The following is a 22,494-nucleotide window of genomic DNA, read 5'->3' as shown; positions in this document are numbered from 1 at the left end:
GGATTTAACAAGCTCCTAAATTCACTTATCATGCTTTCCTACTTTTGTCAAGTTCTAATACTGTACCTACGCCCTAGTCGCCGAGACGGTCAATCTTTTACAGTTGATTCCTCTAATGGCAAAGTTTTACTAAACGCTGGCAAAACCCTTAAGATTCCTACCTTGGGTACTTTTCGACTCTACGAAGCCCTAGAATGCGGTTATGTGTCTCAAACTTTTACGATTTCAAAAGAAGCAAGTCGTTGGTTTGTTTCCTTTTGCGTTGATGCAGAACGTTTGCCAGTTCAACAATCTGAAAGCTCTGTAGGAATCGATGTAGGCATTAATTCTTTTGCCACGCTGTCCACTCAGCAGGTCTTTGATGCGCCGAAGCCGTTAAAACAAGCGAAAACCAAGCTTGCTACCTTGCAACGCCAAGCCTCAAAACAGGTAAGAGGCTCCCAAAATCAGGGCAAAACCTACCATAAAATCCGTCGGCTCCATGCACGGATAGCTCGTATTCGTTTAGATTTCCTTCACAAGCTAACAACTTATTTAGCCCAAACTTTTAAGCTAATCAAGATTGAAAACTTGAACGTTCAGGGCATGATGGCGAATCACAAGCTGGCTGGAGCAATATCGGATCTAGGTTTTTACGAGTTCAAACGCCAACTCGATTATAAGTGCAAAATGTATGGGGCAAATTTAGTGCTGGTAGACCAATGGTTCCCCAGCACTAAAACTTGCTCGAATTGTGGCACAAAAAAAGATATGCCACTAAGCATTAGGACTTTTGAGTGTCCTGCTTGTGGCATATCTTTAGATCGGGACTGGAACGCAAGTCTAAATATTTTAAATTGGAAACCCTCGGCTTGAGGGGGATAGCCTACTTATCTTGGGATTAGCCGTCTACCCAACAGCGTAGGAAGTGAACTCGGATTGTGTCTAAAGATTAGTTTAGACAAGTTTAGATAAGTTTTGCAAAGCAGGTGCGTTAGCGGAGCCCCCGTAGAGGATCGCCAATAACCCACTCCGAAGCTTTACCGGCACTTGGGGGCGATTTTCACAAAAAACTCGGAATCTCGATCGCGAGCGCTGGCACAGAACAAACGGATTCCAGGAATTAGGTACAAATCGTTAGCAGCTATACTCGGCAAGTCGATCGTCTTTCCTTCTATAAATTTACCTAGCCGTAAAGGTGTCAGAGCCGAGTCGATGAGCTCGCGCGAAATTTGCTTTGGCCCTTGGGGAGACTTGTTTGAGGCGGAATTCGAGAAATTTTTGGTATGCCAAATGCTGCGCTCGCTTCCTGGTTAAGCCCTAAAACCTACTTTTTTACAATTAGCAAATTTATATCTCCCAACCGGTTGATGTCCTAGCGATTGCAAGTCATTTATATTGATCTGAATTACCCGGACGTGCCAGTCCTACTTTCGAGTTAGCCTCTTGAAGGTGGGGCTGGTTTTATCTAACCCTGTTACTTCAATTATCCAATCTACAATCTAAAACCTAAAATCTAAAATCGATTGACTATGGTTGAACCAGTTGCAGAGTTAAATGAACCTCTATCTCTTCAGACTGCAGAAATAGTAGAAATAGTAGACCCGAAAATATTTCAGCTCGTTCTCTCTCCAAAAATAGCTCTCAAATTTTCCAAAAAAGACGTTCGATCGACCCTGAAAGCCTCAACTCTAGACGGCGTTTTTGCCACTATCTTCGAGTCGGCGACCACCGGCGTGCTGCTGAGCAACTTCTTGCTGCAACTCGGCGCGAGTAGCGTGGAAATAGGTATATTCTTTGCTATTCCGATGGTGGTAAATCTCCTGCAACCATTAGGAGCCTACATCGCAGATCGGACAACCACCCGCCGCTCGTACAACCTATTTGTATTCAGCGTTTCGCGGCTGCTGTGGCTGGTGCTGGCGGTGGCAATTGTTTGGGGTTCCCAGCACGCAGACCTCCGCCAACTGCTGCAATGGACACTGGTAACAGTCGTAGCAGCTAGTATGCTGGCAGCTTTGGCCAATTCTAGCTGGTTCAGTTGGATGGCTGCTGTGGTTCCTCAGCGCTTGCGGGGACGCTATTTTGGCTTTCGCAACAGTGCTGTCAGCCTCATCACTTTGCTGGCAGTGCCGTTGATGGGATTGGGAGTGTCAACTTGGGACGGCGGCCCAATTTTGGGCTACGGTATTGTTTTATTGGTGGGTGTTTTGGCGGGAATGATTAGTTTGGGGTGTCAATCCTTGATGGTTGATGTGAATCCGCAGGTATACAAAAAAAATGCACAGAACGATCGACTTACAGAGAAAAAAGCAAGGCAAATAACTGATTTTGTGCCTTCTGTGCTGAAAGATTCTAATTTTTTAATATTTATTCTTTATTTCAGTGTGTGGACATTTGCTGTTAATCTCAGCGCGCCTTTTTTTAATATCTACCTGCTGAAAGATTTAAGCTTGGATGTGAGTTTGGTAACGATTTACACCAGCTTAAGTTCCGGCGCAAATCTACTGCTGCTGATGTTTTGGGGTAAGTTGGCCGATCGCTGGGGAAATCGCCCGCTGCTAATTGCGGTTGGGCTGGTGGTGGCGATAACGCCTTTGCTGTGGTTGGGTACGGGCAATTACCCGTTTGCCCTCTGGGTGTGGCTGCCGCTGCTGCACTTGTTGGGGGGAACGACTTTAGGCGCGATCGGGCTGTGTACTAACAATATTCAAATGGAGATAGCGTCGATCGAGCAACCTTCGACTTATTTTGCGATCGCCGCAGCGGTTGCGGGAGTAGCTGGGGCTTTGGGAACTACCGTCGGCGGCTTTCTTGCCGAACTTCCCGGCATGAGTTTGGGAGCAGTGTTTGCCCTCTCGGCTACTGTGCGGCTGATTGCTCTTGTGCCTTTGGTTTTGGTGCGAGAACCTCGTAGCCAGTCGCTGCGGTCGATCGTCCCCACTTTGGGACGTTTCAATTTAAACCGGGGCTAGGAAGTTTTAGTACAAATTTGCCCATTCAGAAACCAGAAAAATCCCAATATTGTTCAACAATTCAACCACATCGCAGGAAATCTGAGAGTGACTGAAACAAAATTTAGCCTCAAACAGAGCATTGAACCTGCTACTTGTGCAACAAATACCTCATTATTATCTTGCAGCCTACAGACAAATCGATAAGATATAGCTGTTTTATAAGCTGACAAGGCAGAGCGTAAATGTCTTTAAAGGTTTGTTAGCTAGGGCGTCGGATCACTACTCCTGTTAGGAAAATCGCTCATTTTCCCAGAAGCAAACCTACGATTACACGCTCTAAATTTTTTACGTTTTAGGAGAATCGAGCATTTTCCCAGAAGCAAACCTACGATTTCACGCTCTGATTTTTTTAAGTTAAGGAATATTAATAATATTAACATTTTAATACAACAAACTCAAATAGATGGTGTTTTGGGACTAATATCCTGACAATCGAAATAGTTAAAGATTGCCCAGCCACATAACACTTTCGAGCCAAAAATTAGCAGGGCTCGCCTGACGCGACAGAAAAACCGGAATTGGCAATTCTCTTGTAACCGATTACCAAAGACAGGTCGCTCTCAACTTTCAAATTCAAAGAGAGAACTTAAAAATGAAACGTCTGATTGTTTGCTGTGATGGAACTTGGCAACAACTCAATAGTAGTTACCCAAGTAATGTGATTAAGCTTGCCCAGGCAGTGAAATCGAGTGGCAGTGATGGGGTTCCGCAGATCGTGTTTTATGACGAGGGAATTGGATCGGATAGTAACAAGATTTTGGGCGGAGCCACTGGACTGGGAATCGATAAAAATATACAAGATGCCTATCGTTTTCTTTCTCTCAACTATGAGAAGGGTGACGAAATATATCTATTCGGGTTCAGTCGCGGTGCTTACACAGTCAGGAGTCTAACCGGGATGATTTATTGCTCCGGTCTCCTATCCCGCCCTCATATTACCAGGGCATCAGAAGCTTACGAGCTTTACCGTACACGAGACATTAAACCAAAGGATCGGGTAGCAGCCAATTACCGCGAAGATTACGGCGATCGCATCCCGATTACCTTGCTTGGTTGTTTCGACACCGTTGGAGCCCTTGGTATTCCTACTCTACCCGCCTTCAAGAAGTATGACGAACAGCTCAAGAAAAGGTACAGATTCCACGACACCACTTTAAATAAGTTAATTCAAAATGCGTTGCACGCCGTGGCGATCGACGAAGTTCGCGAAATCTTTGATGTTACGCCTATGAAAAAAAATCCTGATGTTGATAACCAGCGGGTTATTCAAGTTTGGTTTCCCGGCTCGCATATCTGCATCGGCGGTGGAACGAAAGAATACAGCGGTTTATCAGATGCCGCCTTACAATGGATGATCGATTCAACCCGTAACCTTGGATTGGGGCTTGAATTCGATATAAGTGCCATTCCCACAGGTATCAATCCCAATTATGAGATTGATTTTAAAAACAATCCTGGGTTCTTCCAATTGGCAGGAATCAAGTTCCGCGAGGTGGGCGATGCTATTGAGGATCTTCACGAAAGCACGATCAATCGATTGAAAAAACGCCCAGACTATCGACCTAAGAATCTGCAAAAAATTCTCTCCAAAGTAATTGAGAATATAGAAAAATGATAAAACTTTATCAAGCTCTCAGAACCGAACATAAGAAGAGTTTGTAATCTATCTAATCTCCAACAATCGAAAGGAAAAGCAATCATGACAAGAGATACATCTAGAGATGGATTGAGCAACAAAGCTTTAGCATATACGTTGACTCATTTCAAGCCAATTTGGGATTTAGTTCAAAGTTACGAGCCTCTGAAACGTAAACTAAACAAATTTTTTCTCAATAGTATCATTTACAAACTTCCGACTCGCCCGCTTCCCTATAGCTTAATGGGCTTAGATCCCAAAATTCCAGGGACAGATATTCCCAAGAAAACTGATACCTACATCTCTTGGGATTCACTTACAGACAAGACTTATACTGGGCGACATTTACCTCCTGACCCAGAATTTAACAAAGAAGGGAATTTACCACCACTGGACAAATTAAAGACCTTATTCCAAAAAAGAGATGGAAAAACCATTTATTCGGAAAAATCGACTCTGCTCTTTCCCTATTGGGTGCAATGGTTTACAGATAGTTTTCTGCGGATAGATCAGCAAAACCGCTTCAAAAATACCTCCAACCATCAGATTGATATGTGTAATGTTTACGGGTTGACCCGCAAACAAACAAATATGCTCAGAGCTTTCAAAGACGGTAAATTTAAAACCCAAAAACTCAAGCGCCAAGATGGCGTAGAAGAAGAGTATCCACTCTTTTATTATGCCGATCCTGAGCAGGGTATTGTCGATCCTCAATTTGAAGGTCTTCATGCACCCCTTAATGATGAGAAAAGACAACCCCCCGAAAAGAAAAGCAAGCTATTTGCAATGGGAGTTGAACGGGCAAACGTCCAAGTTGGCTATGTCATGCTCAACACTTTATGTATCAGGGAGCATAATCGAATTTGTGATGTTTTGTCCAAAAGCTATCCGCAATGGGACGATGAGAGGCTCTTCCAAACCGCGAGAAATATTCTCATGGTGATTGTTCTCAATATCATTATGGAAGAGTACATTTTCCACATTACGCCCTATAATTTTAGGTTCTTTGCCGATCCAGAAGCTTTTACCAAAGAAAGTTGGTATCGAGAAAATTGGATGGCGATTGAGTTTAGTTTTGTCTATCGCTGGCATAGTGCGGTTCCTGAAACCTTTATCTATGACGGCAAAGAAAAATCCATGTACGATTCTCTCTGGAATAATCAGATGTTAATAGATAAAGGGTTGGGTGCATTGATGGAAGAAACTTGTTCCCAACCAGGCACTAGAATTGGTTTGTTTAACACACCTGATTTTAAGATCGCAGGAACACCCTATACATTTATTGATGCTACCGAACTAGCATCTGTTAAACTCGGACGGCAGGCGCAGTTAGCCAGTTATAACGATTACCGCGAAATGTGTGGTTATCCCAGAGTGACTGATTTCAATCAAATTACGGGTGACGAATACGCTCAACAGAAATTAAAAGAGTTGTACGGTCATGTTGATAAGATTGAATTATTTGTCGGATTGTACGCTGAAGATGTTCGCAAAAATTCAGCAATTCCGCCTTTAGTAGCACGGATAATTGGCATTGATGCTTTTTCCCAAGCTTTAACTAATCCTTTGCTATCCCCTAAAGTCTTCAATAAGGAAACTTTTTCTGAGGTTGGTTGGGAAATTATCCAAAATACCAAAACAGTCTCTGATTTAGTGAATCGTAATGTTCCTCCAAGCGATCCCAAGTACAAAGTCTCCTTCGAGCTTTAAGTTGTAGCTGACAACTAAGACTCAAGGTAGTGGGGGCGCAAAGACACCTGCGCCCTCAAAAATGAGGAAGAAAAAGGCGATATTTTCGCAAGCGATCGCCTACGGCAATTCAGGAGCAATTGCACCAGCAGTTATACTGTTTAACAGATGCAACGGTTTGTGTAGAACCTTTTTTAGCGATTAACCGAAGGTTATGTTATGAACAAAAAGTTATTTACCGAATATCCCGAACAAGACGAACGCAAATATTACGATCTTTTGGTTGAGCAGGCTAAGCTTCGGATGGATAATCTTTACGGCAATAAGGAGCGGGCGCTGCGAGATACTCACGCCAAAACTCATGCTTGCCTTAAAGGAACTCTGGAAATTTTTGACTTTGATGAGGAAGCTATTAAACGGGAATTGGGCAAACGCGCTTCGTTAACTTCTTCGCAACTGAATGCGATTTCCCTTAAGCAAGGTTTGCTGGCAAAACCCAAACAATATCCTGTTTGGTTGCGCTTTGCTAACGGGGCTACCAAAGTATACCCTGATTACCAAAAAGATTCGCGCTCAATATCACTGAAAGTCATGGGGGTGGAAGGGGAACGACTCGCGCAAAGCCATGAGTCAAAAACCCAGGACATCATTGTTCACAATTCAGAAATATTTGTGAGCCAAACCATCAAAGATTACTACGGCTTTTTTTCGGCTCTGGTTGAATCACCAGAGACATTGAAAAAGTGGCTAATCCGACATCCCAGACACTTTCTAGCGGTCTCAACGCTTACGGGTAGCCGGACTCCGAAGAGTTTGCTAACAGCAAAATATTGGAGCGGTTCACCCTCTGCTTTGGGTCTCAATCCCGGTTTCGATCCCTCCCAGCCTGGTCTAGTTCCTGTCGAATATCCTGCGGTAATTAAGTATGGGTTTACTCCGGTTTCATGCAAACCACCGCACGAGATAATTCCAGAACAATCTCGACCGGGAATTCCTAAAATTCCTTTTGTCGATCGCGCTAAAGCCTTGGGTTTAGATCCCAATAAACCAGATAATTATTACAGGGACGATCTAATTCAAGCCTTGGCGAAACCTGATGCCCAATACTGTTGGGATTTTGGCATTCAGTTCCAAACCAGCCTAAAAATGCCGATCGACGATGGGATCAATGTCTGGAAGGAAAAAGAATCACCCTTCTTGAGAGTAGGTCGTCTCACCGTCAAGCATCAGATTATTGATTATGAAAAACAATCTGATTTCAACGAAAACCTGAGATATTCTCCCTGGAACGGGTTAGCAGTTCATCGTCCAGTAGGTGCGATCAATCGGATACGCGGTGTTGTTTACCCCGTTGTAGCGAATTATCGCCTTCAAAAGCGAGGTCTTGTCCACCAAGAACCAACCGGAGAAGAAACATTTTAAGGGAATAATTTTTGTCGGGGACATCCCACCGGAAACGATATTAACAACCGAAACCTTCAAAAAATCCCATCCCTTTTTAGGGGGTGGGAATGTTGAAAATTATGAATTTTTAGTGATCAGTCTTTAGTCCTCATTATTCAGTAGCAATTAATCAATAACTGGGTTCGTACCCAATTATTAATTATTCTGCTAGCAACCAACTGATGACTAATGACCAACGACTGATGACTAATAAATTAAGCTTGCCGTGAGTAGTATTCCACCACTAGCAGTTCGTTAATTTGTAGAGCAATCCACTCGCGTTCGATAACGCCGTTAACTTTGCCAACCAGTTTTTGCTTATCAAATTCCAAGTGATTCGGCAAGTGAGCCAAGCCTGGGTCTTTGAGATTAGCTTCTACCATTGTGCGCGAGCGCTCTCTATTTTTCACCGCAACCACATCACCAGGCTTGCACTGATAGCTGGCGATATTGACTTCACGGTCATTGACAGTTATGTGACCGTGATTTACCAATTGTCTAGCGGACGGAATGGTTGGAGCCATTCCCATCCGAAACACAGTATTGTCCAAGCGCATTTCCAAAAATTGCAGTAACACTTGACCTGTGGAGCCCGTGACACGGCGGGCTTTGCGGACGTAACGGAGCAGTTGGCGTTCCGTCACACCGTAATTGAAACGGAGTTTTTGCTTTTCTTGCAAGCGAACCGCATACTCAGAGAGCTTTTTGCGGTTTTGACCGTGCTGTCCAGGCGGATAATCTCGTCTGGGGGTTTTGCGGGTTAGACCCGGCAACTCTTTCAGGCGACGGACGATTCTCAATCGGGGGCCTCGATATCGAGACATTTATTTTCCTCTCTAATATCTGTATGCAATTTTATGCAGACTCTATATTATATGTTGGTAACGGTCAAAATTCCAACAAAGATCGATAAAAAAACGATCGACCGCAGCGCGAGCCATAATGTGAGGTAAATTCTGAAGGAAAAGCCGATCGATCGATCGCCCCAATCAGCCAAAAAAACTCACTACTCGATCTGCCATGCACAACCGCAATTTTTCCCCAAAGCCAGCACCGACAGGCTCAAGCCCTACCGGGCGCTGGATATTAGCTCTCGGCACGCAGCTAGCAGCCCTCGGTTTGTTGGCAACAGCACTGCCAATCTCACCAGCCTCAGCCATCACTATTAGAATCCCTCGCAATAGGAATCCCTATCGCGTCTGCGCCCTGGAACTAATCGAAGCCGGAGTGGGGGCAGAGGCAGCCGCCTCCGCTTGTGCTGACGCCCTCCGCCCCCGCGACATATCTAAATGCGCCCTCCAAATCAACCGCAAAACTAATATTTCTGGTGTCGAAGCGCTCTCTAGCTGTCGGCGAGTGAGGCGTCCCCAAGAATTGGCTACTTGCGTAGTGAATATTAACGGCAAAAGTCGAACTCAACCTGCCGATCCCCTGGTAGTGCTCGATGGATGCCGCCGCAGTTTATTGCCACAACAGTTTGCTGAATGCGTAGTCGGTTTGAGCGGCAGGCTCGACTTTCCCACTGACCGGTTAATCGCCACTTGTCTCGACCCCAGGGACAACGTGAGCCAGTTGGACGAGCGTCCTGCACCTACCCCTCCTGTGGAGCTAATTCCACCGCCTTCGCCCCTCAATTAATAACGGTTAACGGTTAACGGTTGACTGTTGACTGTTAACTGTTAACTGACTAATGACTGATGACTAATGACTAATGACTACTTTTTTATAATCAAATGTCAGAAATTTTTGCTCAAATTACAGTCGAAGAATTAGCTCGCCAATTAGCAGAAACCAATGCGGAGAAATTGCAGCTTGTAGACGTGCGAGAACCTCACGAAATTGAACTCGCGGCGCTGCCGGGATTTGTAGCTTTTCCGTTGAGCGAGTTTGCCGACTGGTCTGGTGAAATTGACGCTAGACTCGATCGCGACACCGAAACCCTAGTTCTGTGCCATCACGGAGTGCGATCGGCTCAAATGTGCCACTGGTTAGCCACTCAAGGATTTACTAACGTTAAAAATATCGTTGGTGGCATCGATGCTTACTCAATGGTGGTCGATCGAACCGTCCCTCGCTATTAACATCAAACCCAATTCTTAACTATCGCTTTCTTCAGAGTCCGCGCGGGCGGACTTTGTATGTGTAGAAACGAATTATCTTCTCCCAGAATGAGCTAATTAACAGCAACAAATCGAAAATTTAAAAGCTTACTCATAGTGAGCCGATCGCGCCCCTGCCTTTTCGAGTCATAAAGAGCCTCATCAGCCGCCAGTAGTAGCGTTATCGCATCATTTTCCTCACTTGGAACAACGCTGGCAATTCCCAAACTAATCGTTACTACAGAATTAGGTAGACCGTCAACACAATCGGGGTTAAAAACAATATTCAAAGCTTTCACTTTCGCTCTAATTTGTTCGGCAACAACCAGAGCTGCCGATCCATCAGCTTCCGGTAAAATCACAGCAAATTCCTCGCCCCCGTAGCGAGCAGCTACATCAGCAGGACGCTGGAGCGATCGGCGAATTGTCTGAGCTACCGATTGCAAACACTCATCTCCTGCTTGATGTCCGTAGGTATCATTATATATTTTGAAATAATCGAGATCGCACAAAATTAAAGATATCGGAGACCCCTCGCGAGCCATGTGTTTCCATTCGGTTCGCAAGCAACTATCAAAATATCGTCTGTTACCAATTTGAGTAAGTTCGTCCACATTCACCAAAGCTTGCAGCCTTTGATTTTCTCGCAGCAACTCCTCAAAACCAACCATCGACAACTTGTCCTCGCACAAATTTTGTCCTTGAAAATACAGGCGATATAATTCGCAAGATAAACTACAGTTATTTCCTTCTAATTTGACAAGTCCCATGCTCTCTAACTGATAAGCAATCAAAGGTCCGAGGTGAATGCTATTTTTAGCATCGACAACTTGTTGGAATGCGGAGGCGAGTTCGGGCTGCTGTTGAATGGCGATCGACTGATTTTGCAAGTAGTCGCTATAAATTCCGCTGTGAGTAGGAGCTGCTATTAACAATTCTGCCAACTCGGCTCGCCCCAGTTCCTCCCCAGGCTCATCCCGATCGACCGACAGGCGGTTTTGTTGCAAAATTCCCAGATGATACAGCGCTAAATGCACTAAATAAGGATGCCCGCCTACCATGTTCATTAATTGCTCGATCGAATTGCTATCGCTCCAGTTTAGTCTGTATCTGCACGCCAAATCTTGGACTTGTTCCGCAGTGAATTCTGAGAGTTGAATCGGCATCCCTACATTAAATGGAGATTGATTAACATTCAAAGCAAGATAAATCTCTGTCGAATGAATGACAACAATGCGGAGTTTTTGCCAAGTTGTGCTAGCGCGAGCTTGTTCGTACCAAAAACGGATCACTGACAGAAAATCTTGAGCAATATTGGTGCGTTCAAATACTCGATTTATTTCGTTAATCACCAAGACAATGGGGCTGTCAATTTGTTCGAGCAAATAGTTTTCAAAGTAAATAGTGCAGCTTACCTTGCTGCCCATATCTTCATCCCAGCATTCATCAATATTGGATTCGAGTTTTAGTTGCCGAGCGACATTGACACAAAACCAGCGCAAAAATTTATCTAAATTAGCAAAAACCTCTGTGTCGGCTTGCTGAAAGTCTACAGTTACTGTGCGGTATTCACGATCGACTGCCGCGTGAATTATCCGCAGCATCAGCGAACTTTTGCCCATTTTTTTGGGAGCTTTAATGCGAACTAGGCCTCCGGGTTTGCTAATTTCTGCAAAGGCCAGGGCTTCGGCCCCTGAGCGATCAATATAAAATCGAGAGTCAAGCGGTATGGGGCCGCCGGGAAATTCTAGGTCGGCAACTGTTTGGATCAAGTTTGGTAATTTTTGGAGTCCTGCCATAGTCGTTCCGCAAGGCGATACCCTGACTGTATCTTACCTTTGTCAGGTTAGGAGATAGACGAGCGGTGTCCAAGATCGATCGACAATCCTAAAAAATCTCAGTTTTTAGGGACTTCCCGGAACTGACTTTGCTATAGTAGTGTCACTTTACCCAGTCTCAAACCCTGCTTCAACACGGCTCTGCAGATCGACAAAAATTCGACGGTAGCCCAGACGCGATCATTCTGAGCCTTTACCTGAAAAATAACTCGTTGGTCGTCGATGTCGCGCAGGAAGAGTCCCTATCTAAGGAGAAATAATCATTGTCACGCCGCTACCTGTTTACCTCTGAATCGGTCACTGAAGGCCATCCCGATAAAATCTGCGATCAAATTTCAGATACGATTTTAGATGCCTTACTGACTGAAGACCCCAAAAGCCGCGTCGCAGCAGAAGTTGTCGTCAACACCGGCTTAATGCTGCTGACGGGCGAAATTACCACTAAAGCTCAGGTAAATTACATAGAATTAGCCCGGAAAAAAATAGCCGATATTGGCTACATCCACGCTGACAACGGCTTTTCGGCCAATAGCTGCTCGGTGTTGGTGGCTCTTGATTCTCAGTCTCCCGATATTGCTCAAGGGGTGAATACAGCCCACGAAAGCCGGGAACAATCGAGTGAAGAGGAATTAGACGCCATCGGCGCTGGCGACCAAGGTTTGATGTTCGGCTTTGCTTGCAATGAAACGCCGGAAATGATGCCTCTGCCGATCAGTTTAGCGCACCGGATTTGCCGTCAACTAGCAGCAGTCCGCAAAACCGGTCAGTTATCTTACCTACGTCCCGACGGCAAAAGCCAAGTTACAGTCATCTATGAGGATGGCAAACCTGTTGGCATAGATACAATTTTAATTTCTACCCAGCACACCGAAACGATCGGCGACATCACAGAAACAGCCGCAGTTCAAGCCAAAATCAAAGAAGACCTTTGGGCTGCTATCGTCCAACCTGTGTTTGCCGATATTAGCGTGAAGCCGGATGCAGAAACTCGCTTCCTTGTCAACCCCACCGGCAAATTTGTGGTCGGCGGGCCTCAAGGAGATTCGGGTTTGACGGGTCGCAAAATTATTGTGGATACCTACGGCGGCTATTCCCGCCACGGTGGCGGCGCTTTTTCTGGGAAAGACCCCACCAAGGTAGACCGCAGCGCGGCTTATGCTTGTCGCTACGTTGCTAAAAATATCGTGGCGGCTGGTTTGGCCCAAAAGTGCGAAGTGCAGTTAAGTTATGCGATCGGCGTTGCGCGGCCTGTTAGCATGATGATCGAAACTTTTGGTACTGGGAAAGTTGATGACGATCGGCTTCTAGAAGTTGTGAAGCAGCATTTTGAACTGCGTCCTGCGGGCATCATTCAGGCATTTAACTTGCAGAATTTGCCTGCTGAAAGAGGCGGCCGTTTCTATCAAGATGTGGCGGCTTACGGTCACTTCGGACGCACTGATTTAGATTTGCCTTGGGAGGAAACTGATAAGGCGGATCTTTTGAAAGAAGCTTTGAGCCAGAAGTTGTCTGGAGTAGCTGGATAGTACAATTTTGGGGCGTGTACTGCGCCCCTTATCCATAAATAATATCGGGTGCTACCAATCAAGGTAGGGTGCGTACTCTGCACCTTATTCATAAATAATATAGGCGGTTCTTCGGCGCATCTTATCCATAAATAATACCGGGTTGTACCAATCAATAACGTAGCGGGCGCAGTGCCTACCTTCAAAGACAAAAAGAATAAATAAATGCGATTTTTCACACCTTTCCAATCAGCAATTCGCAGTTTTACCTCTTCCCTCCAACAGCGGTTGGCGACGACGGGATTTTCTGCACCAAATCCAGCAACGCTGCCAAGTTCGTTTGCGACTAACAATCCTGGTGGAATTCGCGGCGTTTGGATAACCACCACTGACTCCAAAGTTCTCACATCAAAAGAGCGAATTGCTGAGGCAATGGACTTTCTCGCCGATACGGGATTTAATACCGTTTTTCCTATAATTTGGAGCCAGGGTTATACGGCTTATCCTTCTCAAATTATGCGAGAAAAATTTGGGGTGGAAATTGACTCGCGCTATCAAGGTCGCGACCCCTTAGCAGAAATATGTGTTGAGGCCAAGAGAGTTGGTTTAAAAGTGATTCCTTGTTTTGAATACGGATTTGTGAGTTCTTACAATCGCAAGGGCGGTCATTTGCTGGCGAAAAAACCTGAGTGGACCGCCCGTGATGCCAGCGGCAATTTACTTAAGAAAAATAACTTTGACTGGATGAATTCTCTTGACCCGGAAGTGCAAGACTTTGTGCTGGGGTTGATGCTGGAAGTTGCTAAGAATTATCCGGTGAACGGGGTTCAAGGAGACGATCGCATTGCGTTTCCGGTAGAAGGCGGTTACGACGAAAAAACGGTTAAACGCTATCTAGAAGAGTGCGGTAAAGCAGCGCCGTCGGATTGTAAAGAACAACATTGGCTAGAGTGGCGTGCTAATATTATTACTGAGTTTGTAGCTCGTTTACACCGAGAAGTAAAAGCTATTAATCCTGATTTGTTGCTATCGATGTCGCCGAGTCCTTATGACTGGGGACTGGTGGAATATTTGCAAGATTCTAAAGCTTGGGTTGACAAAAATTTGGTGGATCTGCTTCACCCGCAGTTTTATCGTCGCGATTTTAATGCTTACAAACAATTGGTCGATAAACTTATTGATGGACAGCTTAGCGGGCAGCAAGTAAAGTGTGTGTCTCCCGGTATTTTGTTGACGAATCGAGGCACCAAATATAGCATAACTCCCGAACTGTTGTTGCAAGTAATTGCTTACAACCGCTCTCGCGGGATTCAAGGAGAAGTGATGTTTTTTTACGAAGGTTTGCGAGAGAACGATAACGCTTTGGCTAAGGTTTTGAAAAAAGGGCCCTATGCTCGTTGAGAGATTGTCCCGCAATCAAGCTGTTTCTGGTTGGCTGCGGTCAATCGATTTTAGATTTTAGATTAAAGAATTGAAGTATTGACCCCACGGATAAATTCGGGGGGCAAATTTCATCGGATACAGGTTTTTTATTTATTTCTGGATGGATGAATCCAGGGGCTTGTATCCTTGATGCTTTCGGTCAACCGCGCCGATCGCTATTTCAAACCAACCTGCTATAAAATGATATAGCAGAGTTAGGCTATCTCAAAACCCAGCGATGCCAATCAGCAAGCGCTACTAATTGTCAAGGTGATGGCCCAAACAAACCCCATAATTAATAATTGGGGAGTTGCAAAAATAGTAGAATAAGACATATTTTAGAAGTGGTGCAACCTTTTTTTTAGAAGTAGCGTTTTGTAGACGCCATCTTTTTTAAAGACAGTTTAAAAGAGCAATCTCAACCGCTCGCCAAAATATTAGGATAAATCAGTGACCTCAGCAGCAAGCCTCATCCAACAGCTACCCCAGCTCAGCGATGCTCAATTCCATCAAAAATATTTGAAACAAAAACAAGGGATGCGGACACTGGCGACTATATTGCCGCAAGTAGAACAGCAAAGTCTGGCTTTGCGGGCAGTAAAATTAGCTCTAAAAGTAAATTTAAAACTCGGCTCGAAGCTAGCAGGAACGGTAAAGCCAGAATTTCAAATAGCGACCATAAAATTAATCGACAAAATCCCCACTTCGCCGCTGCTCAAAATTCGACTGCTGGCCCTAACAAATTCGGATATGGCAATTCCGATGCTGGTGGCCGCATTGAACCACAAAGAAAGTGCAGTGCGCCTTGAGGGGATTCGAGCGATCGCGAAAATCGGCTCCGAAGCAGCAGTAATTGAATTAGCCCGATCGCTCGAATCCCAAGATTCCCAAATCCAAGCTTGGGCCGCTTGGGCTTTAGGAGAAATTGACTCGAAACCAGCCGCCATAGCACTGCTCAAAGCAATCAAGCACCCAGAGTCTAGGGTGCGCGCCTGGGCTGTTTGGGCCTTCGGCAAAATTAACCCGAAAATAGCCGTCCCCGCGCTGCTGAAAGCCCTCAAACACCAAGACTCGGAGGTGCGCTGGCGGGCAGCCGTCAACTGCGGGAAAATCGGCGTCTCTGAGGTAGTTCCCGGGCTGCTGAATGCCCTCAGAGACGAAAATCACATCGTCCGCGCTAGGGCGGCGGCGGCTTTGGGGAAAATCGGCGATTCTGAGGCAGTACCCGGCTTAGTAGAATTGCTTCACGATGATCCCGACTCCTATGCAGTTTCTTTGAGGGCCGCCGAGGCTTTGGGACAAATTGGCACGGAAACGGCTGTGGCGGGGTTGGTACAAGCCCTCAAACATAACGACTCTGACGTACGGGGCAGTGCAGTTTCTGCTTTGGGAGAAATCAGCAGCGAGGCGGCTATGGTGGCCGTAATCCGATCCCTCTCGGATCGAGATATTTTCGTGCGCGGCAGGGCGGCGGTTGCCCTTGGGAACATGGATACAGAGGGAGATGCTAAATTGCCAAAAATGGTGGTCGCGGGACTGGCGAGCGCAATTGGCGATAGCGAATCTTATGTGCGGTGGAGAGTTGCTGCTGCTTTGGGGGAAATTGGGACAGAGGAAGCTGTGGCAGGTTTGGTGCGGCTGGTGGGGGACGAAAATTCTGGAGTGCGCCAAAAGGCTGTTAAATCCCTCGGTCAAATTGGCTCAACGGCTGCTATTTTGGCTCTGGAAACAGCTTTAAATCGCGAATTTGCTGACGTTCGGGCGCTGGCTGTCCAATACTTGGCGGATGTCAACACTGAGGCAGAAACAGTTGATTTTGATCCCTCTGTTTCCCCAGATTTGTCGGGTAAAAAATTGCCGGAAATCCTGATTGCTTCGCAAGTAGAAGCCAGCCAATACATTGTTGAGCGCCCTGCGCGACGCGAGATTAAATACCTGATCTCGATCGGCAGTCCGGGTGTGCCCGAACCCAAAACTTTCGATCGAATCCCGAACCGAATGTGCCTGGAATTTAACGACCTCGACACCCCCGTTGACGACCCGGATCAAATCTTGCCTACCCTTGAGGATGTACAGAAAATTATTGACTTCGCCCTGAAAAAGTCGTCGCAGGGAGGCTGTTTGCTGATCTGCTGCCAAAGTGGGATCAGCCGTTCAACTGCCACAGCTTTGACTGTGTGTGCTGCGCTGTTGGGTCGTGGCAAAGAACGGGAAGCTTGGGCGTTGGTGCTCGCCGCCAGACCCCAAGCCAAGCCGAATAGCTGGATGGTACACTTGGCCGATGAAGCTTTGGGTAGAGACGGTAAGCTAGCACTGGCGATCGAATTGACCACCGCAACTCCAGAACTCGCAATCGCCAACAGTTGAGTCGCAGAAACCGGGTTTCTTTTCGTAAGCCCTACAGTTATACTCAACTAACGACACTTCACCTCAGACTTGTCTTTGCGGGGCAATGATGCCAAAAGTCGATCGCCAGGGTGCAAAAGTTCGATCGGCTGCTGCATTTGTGACATTCTGTGCTAACAAGTTGTCGGATGCTCAACAAAAACCGTCAAGCAATCGTCGCATTGCTGGCAGCCAAAGCCCAAAGCGAAGGAATCGGGTGCATTGTCAACAGACAATATCAGCTTTGGGCTACTCACAGGCAAAACAGGTCAGAGAGAATTTTCTGCCTGAAGAATTCCATGCTTGGATAAAATTTTCTTTATTTTGCCTGCTACAGACTTTTACGAGCCGAAAAAGTAATTTGAGAACAGCAATCAACAGCCTAATTATCTATTAGACATCTACCGAATTTAAGTTTCGCCTCTGACTCGACAAGAGTTTCAGATACTTTTTCACAGATGTCTACGGTCAAATAGACAAGATTTTCCGTTTGGAGAACTTAAGAGCGTGGTAGATTTCAACAGAATACAGGGGTTGCATATGTCAAAAATTAACTTGCTAAAAAAAACAGGGAACGAAGCAAGTTTATCGGTTGCCGTTTCGGAATACCAGGGCGAGTTCAATCCAGAGTTAGAACCATTTAACCCGCAGAAAGAACCTGTGGAAACGCGAAAGGTAAACCCAAAAAATAGCAAAGTAGGTAAACTGATGCCGCTCTTTATTTCTGAACAAGTCGCTTCTATAGAAACCCCACATAATAAAATCCCCAGCCAGGATTTTGTAGGAAGATCATGCTTAAAGCTCCGCAAAATGTTGCCATCTAAAATTGGCGGTTGGTCCATCCATAAAAAAATTGGTGGCGGGTATTTCCTGGCAATAGCAATCGGATTTATTGGCTCCCTAAGCGGGCTGGTGATTGCCGATTACTATCAAGGACAAGGATTAAAACAATTCAATGACGCTCACCTACAAGCGCAATTGCTGGGCAATTTTAAAGATGCAGCTCTGGCGGCACAATTGCAGGGAGCGCAGCTAGATTCTTTTGTAGATAATCCTGCCAAGCTGGAACTGAAAGAAGAGCAGTTTGTCAAGAGTATTGTTCAGGCAAAAGAGCTGCGGTTGCGTATAGAGAAGTTTGCCGACAGCCAACCTGCTTGGCTGGCAGCAAAGCCGGAAGTTCTCAAAAGTTTACTGCGAGATTGCATGGAAGATTTAGAATCCTACGCCGATACTCTCAAGTCAACTTTGCAGCAAATCCAGCAATCGCAACTGTCACCTCGGGAGATAGAGTCTGCCCGAAAACTTTTGGCGACAGAAAGCGGAAAAGGTGTAAAACAGCTTAACAGCAGCCTTGAGGAATTGAGCAAAATCCTCGATATTGCCCAGCAGCAAGAGGGGCAAGGTGGTGAAGTGATGGAGGATGCTCAAGGAATGGAAAAAGCCATAATTATTATTAGTATGCTGCTGTCGGTAGTGGTGGCTGGAATGGTGGCTGACCGCACCAGTCGGGCGATCGCCAAACCAGTGGTGAGCGTCACTCAGATTGCCGAACAAGTGGCGGCCGAGTCGAATTTTGATTTGCGAGTCCCCGTCACCGGACAAGACGAGATAGGCTCATTAGCTGTGTCTCTCAATCACCTGATTGAGCGAGTTTCCCAACATACTAAAGAATTAAAACAAGCTAAGGAAGCCGCCGTCACCGCTAACACTGCTAAAAGCCAGTTTTTAGCAAATATGAGCCACGAATTGCGGACGCCTTTAAATGCGATTATCGGCTACAGTCAACTACTTTCAGAAGATGCCCAAGATGCGGGATGCGATGAGTTTGTACCTGACTTGCACAAGATTCAGAAGGCGGGCACGCACCTGCTATCTTTGATTAACGATATCCTCGATTTGTCAAAAATTGAAACGGGGGGTATGAAACTGGAAATCCAGGAGTTTGACATCGCATCCCTGGTGGACAATGTTGCGTGTGCCGCGAAACAGTTGGTAGAGAAAAATGGCAATGTTTTAGAAATAGAGTGCGATCGAACTGCGGGTATCATGCACGCAGATTTCAAGAAAGTGCGGCAGGTTTTGATGCACTTGCTGAATAATGCTGGTAAGTTCACCAAAAACGGCAAGGTTAAACTGAGTGTCAGGCGCATTGAAGGAAGCGGAAAATTGAATACAGCAGATCGATCGGCGATTGACGATTCAATACCTGTCGATGAAACTCATTCTGCGGCGATCGCTTGTCCCCTGCTGAATGTTGAAGAGTCGGATTGGATTTGCTTATCTGTTAAGGATACCGGAATTGGAATGTCGGAAGAACAACAGCACAAATTGTTTGAAGCTTTTGTGCAAGCTGACTGTTCAACAACGCGACGTTACGACGGCGCCGGATTGGGGCTGACACTTAGTCGTTACTACTGTCAGATGATGGGTGGGGAAATTTTGGTAGAAAGCGAGGAGGGGAAAGGGTCTATTTTCACTGTCCGTATACCAGCGGGAAATGGGTGATGTGATTTTTGGGCGAGAGATGTAGGGGGTAGGCAGAGGGGCGAAAATTTATGTTTCAAACCTCTGGCTTTTTGTCGAAATGTTTTAGTCTTGTCAGTGGGGGCGATCGAACAGAAAGATCAGGTTTCGCGATCGGGGGAAGTTGGGTGCGCTCAATTGTGGGGATTCGCCAGATTTTTGATGCTGTGATGAGTTTTAAGATAGTTGAATCAGGTGAAATAGTATTTGAATTAGACTTATTTCCGACCAAAGTCTGCTGGTATCTCCCCCCAAGAATCAGTATTCCACTTGAGGATGGGATTAGCATAGTCATTAATCTCTAGCCAGGCCACTGCCCGTTCTACCAAATTAAATATTTCCTCACTACTTTCATTTCGTTGTAACTTTGTTCGTACTTTCTTGTTTCTAACCCAAAGAATAGCTGTCTGTGAATCGGAATAGATAGGTAGATCTTTTCCTTCATTTTTAAGGTGTGCTAGTGCATGAACAATAGCTAAGAATTCCCCAAGATTATTAGTGCCGTTAGGTATTGGGCGTTTGTGAAAAATTACTTCGTGTGTTGTTGTGTGAACACCTTTATACTCAACAGGACCAGGGTTGCCCAAGCAAGAAGCGTCAACACAAACACTATCCATTATAATGGCATCGGTAGAAATAGCGTTTGCCTTGACAGATTGTTGCTTTCTTTTTTCAGGCTGTTGGGGAAATATTGAAGTTTGTTTTGCAAGCTCTAAGGCTGCTTCTGCTTCACCTTGGGTCTTGAAGGATTTATAAAGCGCACCACTAAAGCCTGTGATTTGCTCCTCACATTCCTGCCAACTTGAAAATATTCCTGTCTTCCTACCCTTGAAAACAGCGTAGTATTTCTTGGATACCATAAGATATAAACTTATAATTCTACTTCATGCTCTTCATAATAAGCAATCAACTCATATAGGTCTTCAACATACTTAACAAACTGTCCCATGTTTGCAAGCAAAACTCCCTTATCTAGATTTGGTGGTAGGTGTGGGTGTCCTGCTTCGTTACGACATATCCTACAAAATTGAAATATTTGCTCAATTTTGATTTCTATATCGTTTGTCCAACCATAACCTTGAGGTTTATTTTTGGAACTCTTAAATGATTGCTTGAATTCATCAAAAATTTTAGATATAAATTTTCCCGACGTTCTAGATACAAATTTGTTCTTTAATGTTTCGTCTTTAATAGCTTTTTTATAGGCATCTATTAATAAATAAATCGTTTTTTCAGATGCACCACCAAGCAAGAAAGCGCAACCTAAGTTAGAGCCTGCTTTCAATGTAATAATGGCTTCCTCAATAAATCGGACAATTACAGGATCTATAGCAGGAACTCTTTCCTTTAAAAGTTCGGGAAATCGCTCAATCTCAAAAGGAAGCATATCTCCAAGGCTTTCCTCATTTTCAATTGCTTCTTTTGCTTTGAGCAGTGCCTCCCTTAATTTGGATTCAGAACCTTGAATCTGGATGGTTCCTGTTCCATAAACCTTCACACAATTAGTAAACTTGCCATTCTGGACATCAATTCGCTGACAATTATTCTCTACTTTTTCATTAAATAACCATCGATTTCTTGCGATGAAAGACATCATTTGGCTGTAGTGTTTTTCCTGGATATCAGTCATTGAATAACTCTCACAGTTTTTTGCATTTCGATACTAAATACTAATATCCACAAATTTATTGAAATAATAAATTAGAGGAACCCTCAAATAAAAAACACTATTTAAATAGTTTCTGAAAAAAATAAACTTTGCTATTCAGAACGTCTTTACCGGAATTTCCTCGACTAGAGTGTGTAACGAAATGTCATGCTTAGAGCATTTCTGCTGCATCCATGTCTCTAATATAGTTCATGATTTGGCTCTGTGTCAATTCCCTAGTCGAAATACTAGAACTGCTTACCAACAGAGGATATAACAATCAAGATTAATCGCAGTCGATACCTTTGGCGATCGCAGGGGAAATCTGCTACTGTGAATAATATTGGTTTAGTGTACGACACCATTTCCCAGCCGCAAGAAGCATTGAAATATTTTAACCAAGCTTTACCAATTCTGCGACAAGTTGGTGATCGCATTCGGGAAGCTACGACTTTGAGTAATATTGATGCAGTAAACAATAGAAGTCAACCGCCAAGCAGAACAAATATCCCCAAAACTCCGAAATAAATAAAGTTATTTCCCTGCTATATTGCAGGCAATTAAGAGCCGCTAAACTCTTGCCCACAAAGCCAAGCCGCCGCCCCTTCCTCTAGCGGCAATTATCCCATCTTCTACCAGAAAATATGCAAAAAATGCCTGCTTCCCCACACTCAAACTAAAAAATTCCGCCTCCCGCGCTTCTCCACCGCGAATAAATCCTTGATACACAGTTTTATCCAACAATTTCACCGTAATTCTGGTAAAATCAAAAGCTAAAATATTATTAGGCAAAAACTTAGTCGGCCCCGAAAGAGTTAGTTCGATCGCCCCAACTTGCACAGAATTCTCCACCCTGCCGATTTCGCTATTCTCTTCCCCTTCAGCAACAGATTCGGCCGAATAAGCAATTTGAATTTTCGCAATCCACTGAGGGATGTAACGTCCCGCACCCAAAACAATCCCCGCTTTTTGTCGAGTCTTTTTTGTGCCGGTGATAAAGCAGAGTTGCCAGTTGCCGATTAATTGCTCGAAAGAATAGCGAATTTTGTTTTTTTTCGCGTTTTTCTCAGCTTCTAGGAGGGCGGCCACTACAGCGTCGGGAGATGGTTTAGAAGTAGATTTGGCAGCTTGTTCTAGAATAGATAGATTTTCCATTTAATAATATACAGATTTGTATTTTAAGGGTGGTAGCTGAGTCTAGATCCCCCTAAATCCCCCTTAAGAAGGGGAGTAGGGGTTGACTTTGAATGCTTCTGAACCAGCCATTGTTAACAAAGACTTTGACTGCTTCTTGTCCCCCCCTTATTAAG

Annotated in this window: 18 protein-coding genes; 13 read left to right on the top strand and 5 right to left on the bottom strand. The window is 45.0% G+C overall.

The window, feature by feature from the left end:
- From QUA36_RS18355 to QUA36_RS18335, 5 genes are all read left to right on the top strand, one after another.
- Positions 1–855, top strand: an 855-nt coding sequence (locus QUA36_RS18355) for an RNA-guided endonuclease TnpB family protein (protein WP_333458643.1), incomplete at its 5' end; no start/stop codon positions are given.
- A 656-nt stretch (positions 856–1,511) separates the two neighbouring features.
- Entirely contained in the window at positions 1,512–2,954 is a 1,443-nt protein-coding gene (locus QUA36_RS18350) for an MFS transporter (RefSeq protein WP_333458642.1), read from the top strand.
- A gap of 634 nt (positions 2,955–3,588) precedes the next feature.
- Positions 3,589–4,611 carry a DUF2235 domain-containing protein gene (locus QUA36_RS18345; RefSeq protein ID WP_333458641.1) on the top strand — a complete coding sequence of 341 codons (1,023 nt, stop codon included), beginning with the start codon at positions 3,589–3,591 and terminating at the stop codon, positions 4,609–4,611.
- Positions 4,612–4,695: 84 nt separating this feature from the next.
- Positions 4,696–6,342 carry a peroxidase family protein gene (locus QUA36_RS18340; RefSeq protein ID WP_333458640.1) on the top strand — a complete coding sequence of 549 codons (1,647 nt, stop codon included), beginning with the start codon at positions 4,696–4,698 and terminating at the stop codon, positions 6,340–6,342.
- Between the two features lie 198 nt (positions 6,343–6,540).
- The gene (locus QUA36_RS18335) at positions 6,541–7,743 is read left to right on the top strand and encodes a catalase (protein WP_333458639.1); all 1,203 of its coding nucleotides are present in this window, start codon (positions 6,541–6,543) and stop codon (positions 7,741–7,743) included.
- A 236-nt stretch (positions 7,744–7,979) separates the two neighbouring features.
- On the opposite strand, the gene rpsD is transcribed toward QUA36_RS18335, so the two are convergent.
- On the bottom strand, positions 7,980–8,588 hold the full coding sequence (rpsD, locus tag QUA36_RS18330) for a 30S ribosomal protein S4 (RefSeq protein WP_172190738.1): 609 nt from the start codon (positions 8,586–8,588) through the stop codon (positions 7,980–7,982).
- Between the two features lie 196 nt (positions 8,589–8,784).
- Between rpsD and QUA36_RS18325 the strand changes: the two genes are divergently transcribed.
- Together QUA36_RS18325 and QUA36_RS18320 are read left to right on the top strand one after the other, a co-directional pair.
- Positions 8,785–9,402 (top strand): hypothetical protein, encoded by a 618-nt coding sequence (locus QUA36_RS18325; RefSeq protein ID WP_333458638.1) that lies wholly within the window; start codon positions 8,785–8,787, stop codon positions 9,400–9,402.
- Positions 9,403–9,497: 95 nt separating this feature from the next.
- Positions 9,498–9,845: a rhodanese-like domain-containing protein gene (locus QUA36_RS18320; protein ID WP_333458637.1), complete on the top strand. Its 348-nt coding sequence runs from the start codon at positions 9,498–9,500 to the stop codon at positions 9,843–9,845.
- A gap of 92 nt (positions 9,846–9,937) precedes the next feature.
- Here the strand turns inward: QUA36_RS18320 and QUA36_RS18315 are convergent, their stop codons facing one another.
- Positions 9,938–11,662: an AAA-like domain-containing protein gene (locus tag QUA36_RS18315; protein ID WP_333458636.1), complete on the bottom strand. Its 1,725-nt coding sequence runs from the start codon at positions 11,660–11,662 to the stop codon at positions 9,938–9,940.
- Positions 11,663–11,964: 302 nt separating this feature from the next.
- Here QUA36_RS18315 and metK point away from each other — a divergent pair, with 302 nt between their 5' ends.
- The 5 genes from metK (at position 11,965) to QUA36_RS18290 (ending at position 19,518) form a co-directional block, all read left to right on the top strand.
- Entirely contained in the window at positions 11,965–13,227 is a 1,263-nt protein-coding gene (gene metK, locus QUA36_RS18310; RefSeq protein WP_333458635.1) for a methionine adenosyltransferase, read from the top strand.
- Between the two features lie 204 nt (positions 13,228–13,431).
- Positions 13,432–14,607 (top strand): family 10 glycosylhydrolase, encoded by a 1,176-nt coding sequence (locus QUA36_RS18305; RefSeq protein ID WP_333458634.1) that lies wholly within the window; start codon positions 13,432–13,434, stop codon positions 14,605–14,607.
- A gap of 471 nt (positions 14,608–15,078) precedes the next feature.
- Positions 15,079–16,995, top strand: a complete 1,917-nt coding sequence (locus QUA36_RS18300) for a HEAT repeat domain-containing protein (RefSeq protein WP_333458633.1) — start codon at positions 15,079–15,081, stop codon at positions 16,993–16,995.
- 85 nt (positions 16,996–17,080) lie between these two features.
- Entirely contained in the window at positions 17,081–17,410 is a 330-nt protein-coding gene (locus QUA36_RS18295) for a hypothetical protein (protein WP_333458632.1), read from the top strand.
- Positions 17,411–17,553: 143 nt separating this feature from the next.
- Complete coding sequence (locus tag QUA36_RS18290) at positions 17,554–19,518, top strand: HAMP domain-containing sensor histidine kinase (RefSeq protein ID WP_333458631.1); 1,965 nt, start codon at positions 17,554–17,556, stop codon at positions 19,516–19,518.
- 236 nt (positions 19,519–19,754) lie between these two features.
- Here QUA36_RS18290 and QUA36_RS18285 read toward each other — a convergent pair whose 3' ends face one another.
- Positions 19,755–20,396 carry a ribonuclease H1 domain-containing protein gene (locus QUA36_RS18285; protein WP_333458630.1) on the bottom strand — a complete coding sequence of 214 codons (642 nt, stop codon included), beginning with the start codon at positions 20,394–20,396 and terminating at the stop codon, positions 19,755–19,757.
- 11 nt (positions 20,397–20,407) lie between these two features.
- Entirely contained in the window at positions 20,408–21,166 is a 759-nt protein-coding gene (locus QUA36_RS18280) for a hypothetical protein (RefSeq protein WP_333458629.1), read from the bottom strand.
- A 351-nt stretch (positions 21,167–21,517) separates the two neighbouring features.
- On the opposite strand from QUA36_RS18280, the gene QUA36_RS18275 reads away from it, so the two are divergent.
- The gene (locus QUA36_RS18275) at positions 21,518–21,712 is read left to right on the top strand and encodes a tetratricopeptide repeat protein (RefSeq protein ID WP_333163485.1); all 195 of its coding nucleotides are present in this window, start codon (positions 21,518–21,520) and stop codon (positions 21,710–21,712) included.
- Between the two features lie 42 nt (positions 21,713–21,754).
- Here QUA36_RS18275 and QUA36_RS18270 read toward each other — a convergent pair whose 3' ends face one another.
- The gene (locus QUA36_RS18270; protein ID WP_333163487.1) at positions 21,755–22,339 is read right to left on the bottom strand and encodes a hypothetical protein; all 585 of its coding nucleotides are present in this window, start codon (positions 22,337–22,339) and stop codon (positions 21,755–21,757) included.
- Positions 22,340–22,494: the final 155 nt, after the last annotated feature.

Origin of the sequence: Microcoleus sp. Pol10D4 (assembly GCF_036701555.1) — a bacterium.
Taxonomy (GTDB): Bacteria; Cyanobacteriota; Cyanobacteriia; order Cyanobacteriales; family Microcoleaceae; genus Microcoleus.
The sequence above is the reverse complement of the archived record's forward strand: the minus strand, read 5'-3'. Positions and strand labels throughout refer to the sequence as shown.

Excerpts from the sequence above, each read along its gene's own strand:
- QUA36_RS18320 (WP_333458637.1), top strand. The coding sequence starts at position 9,498 with ATGTCAGAAATTTTTGCTCAAATTACAGTCGAAGAATTAGCTCGCCAA.
- QUA36_RS18335 (WP_333458639.1), top strand. The coding sequence starts at position 6,541 with ATGAACAAAAAGTTATTTACCGAATATCCCGAACAAGACGAACGCAAA.
- QUA36_RS18305 (WP_333458634.1), top strand. The coding sequence starts at position 13,432 with ATGCGATTTTTCACACCTTTCCAATCAGCAATTCGCAGTTTTACCTCT.
- QUA36_RS18295 (WP_333458632.1), top strand. The coding sequence starts at position 17,081 with ATGATGCCAAAAGTCGATCGCCAGGGTGCAAAAGTTCGATCGGCTGCT.
- QUA36_RS18350 (WP_333458642.1), top strand. The coding sequence starts at position 1,512 with ATGGTTGAACCAGTTGCAGAGTTAAATGAACCTCTATCTCTTCAGACT.
- QUA36_RS18345 (WP_333458641.1), top strand. The coding sequence starts at position 3,589 with ATGAAACGTCTGATTGTTTGCTGTGATGGAACTTGGCAACAACTCAAT.
- QUA36_RS18315 (WP_333458636.1), bottom strand. The coding sequence starts at position 11,662 with ATGGCAGGACTCCAAAAATTACCAAACTTGATCCAAACAGTTGCCGAC.
- QUA36_RS18280 (WP_333458629.1), bottom strand. The coding sequence starts at position 21,166 with ATGACTGATATCCAGGAAAAACACTACAGCCAAATGATGTCTTTCATC.
- QUA36_RS18340 (WP_333458640.1), top strand. The coding sequence starts at position 4,696 with ATGACAAGAGATACATCTAGAGATGGATTGAGCAACAAAGCTTTAGCA.
- QUA36_RS18285 (WP_333458630.1), bottom strand. The coding sequence starts at position 20,396 with ATGGTATCCAAGAAATACTACGCTGTTTTCAAGGGTAGGAAGACAGGA.
- QUA36_RS18270 (WP_333163487.1), bottom strand. The coding sequence starts at position 22,339 with ATGGAAAATCTATCTATTCTAGAACAAGCTGCCAAATCTACTTCTAAA.
- rpsD (WP_172190738.1), bottom strand. The coding sequence starts at position 8,588 with ATGTCTCGATATCGAGGCCCCCGATTGAGAATCGTCCGTCGCCTGAAA.
- QUA36_RS18290 (WP_333458631.1), top strand. The coding sequence starts at position 17,554 with ATGTCAAAAATTAACTTGCTAAAAAAAACAGGGAACGAAGCAAGTTTA.
- QUA36_RS18325 (WP_333458638.1), top strand. The coding sequence starts at position 8,785 with ATGCACAACCGCAATTTTTCCCCAAAGCCAGCACCGACAGGCTCAAGC.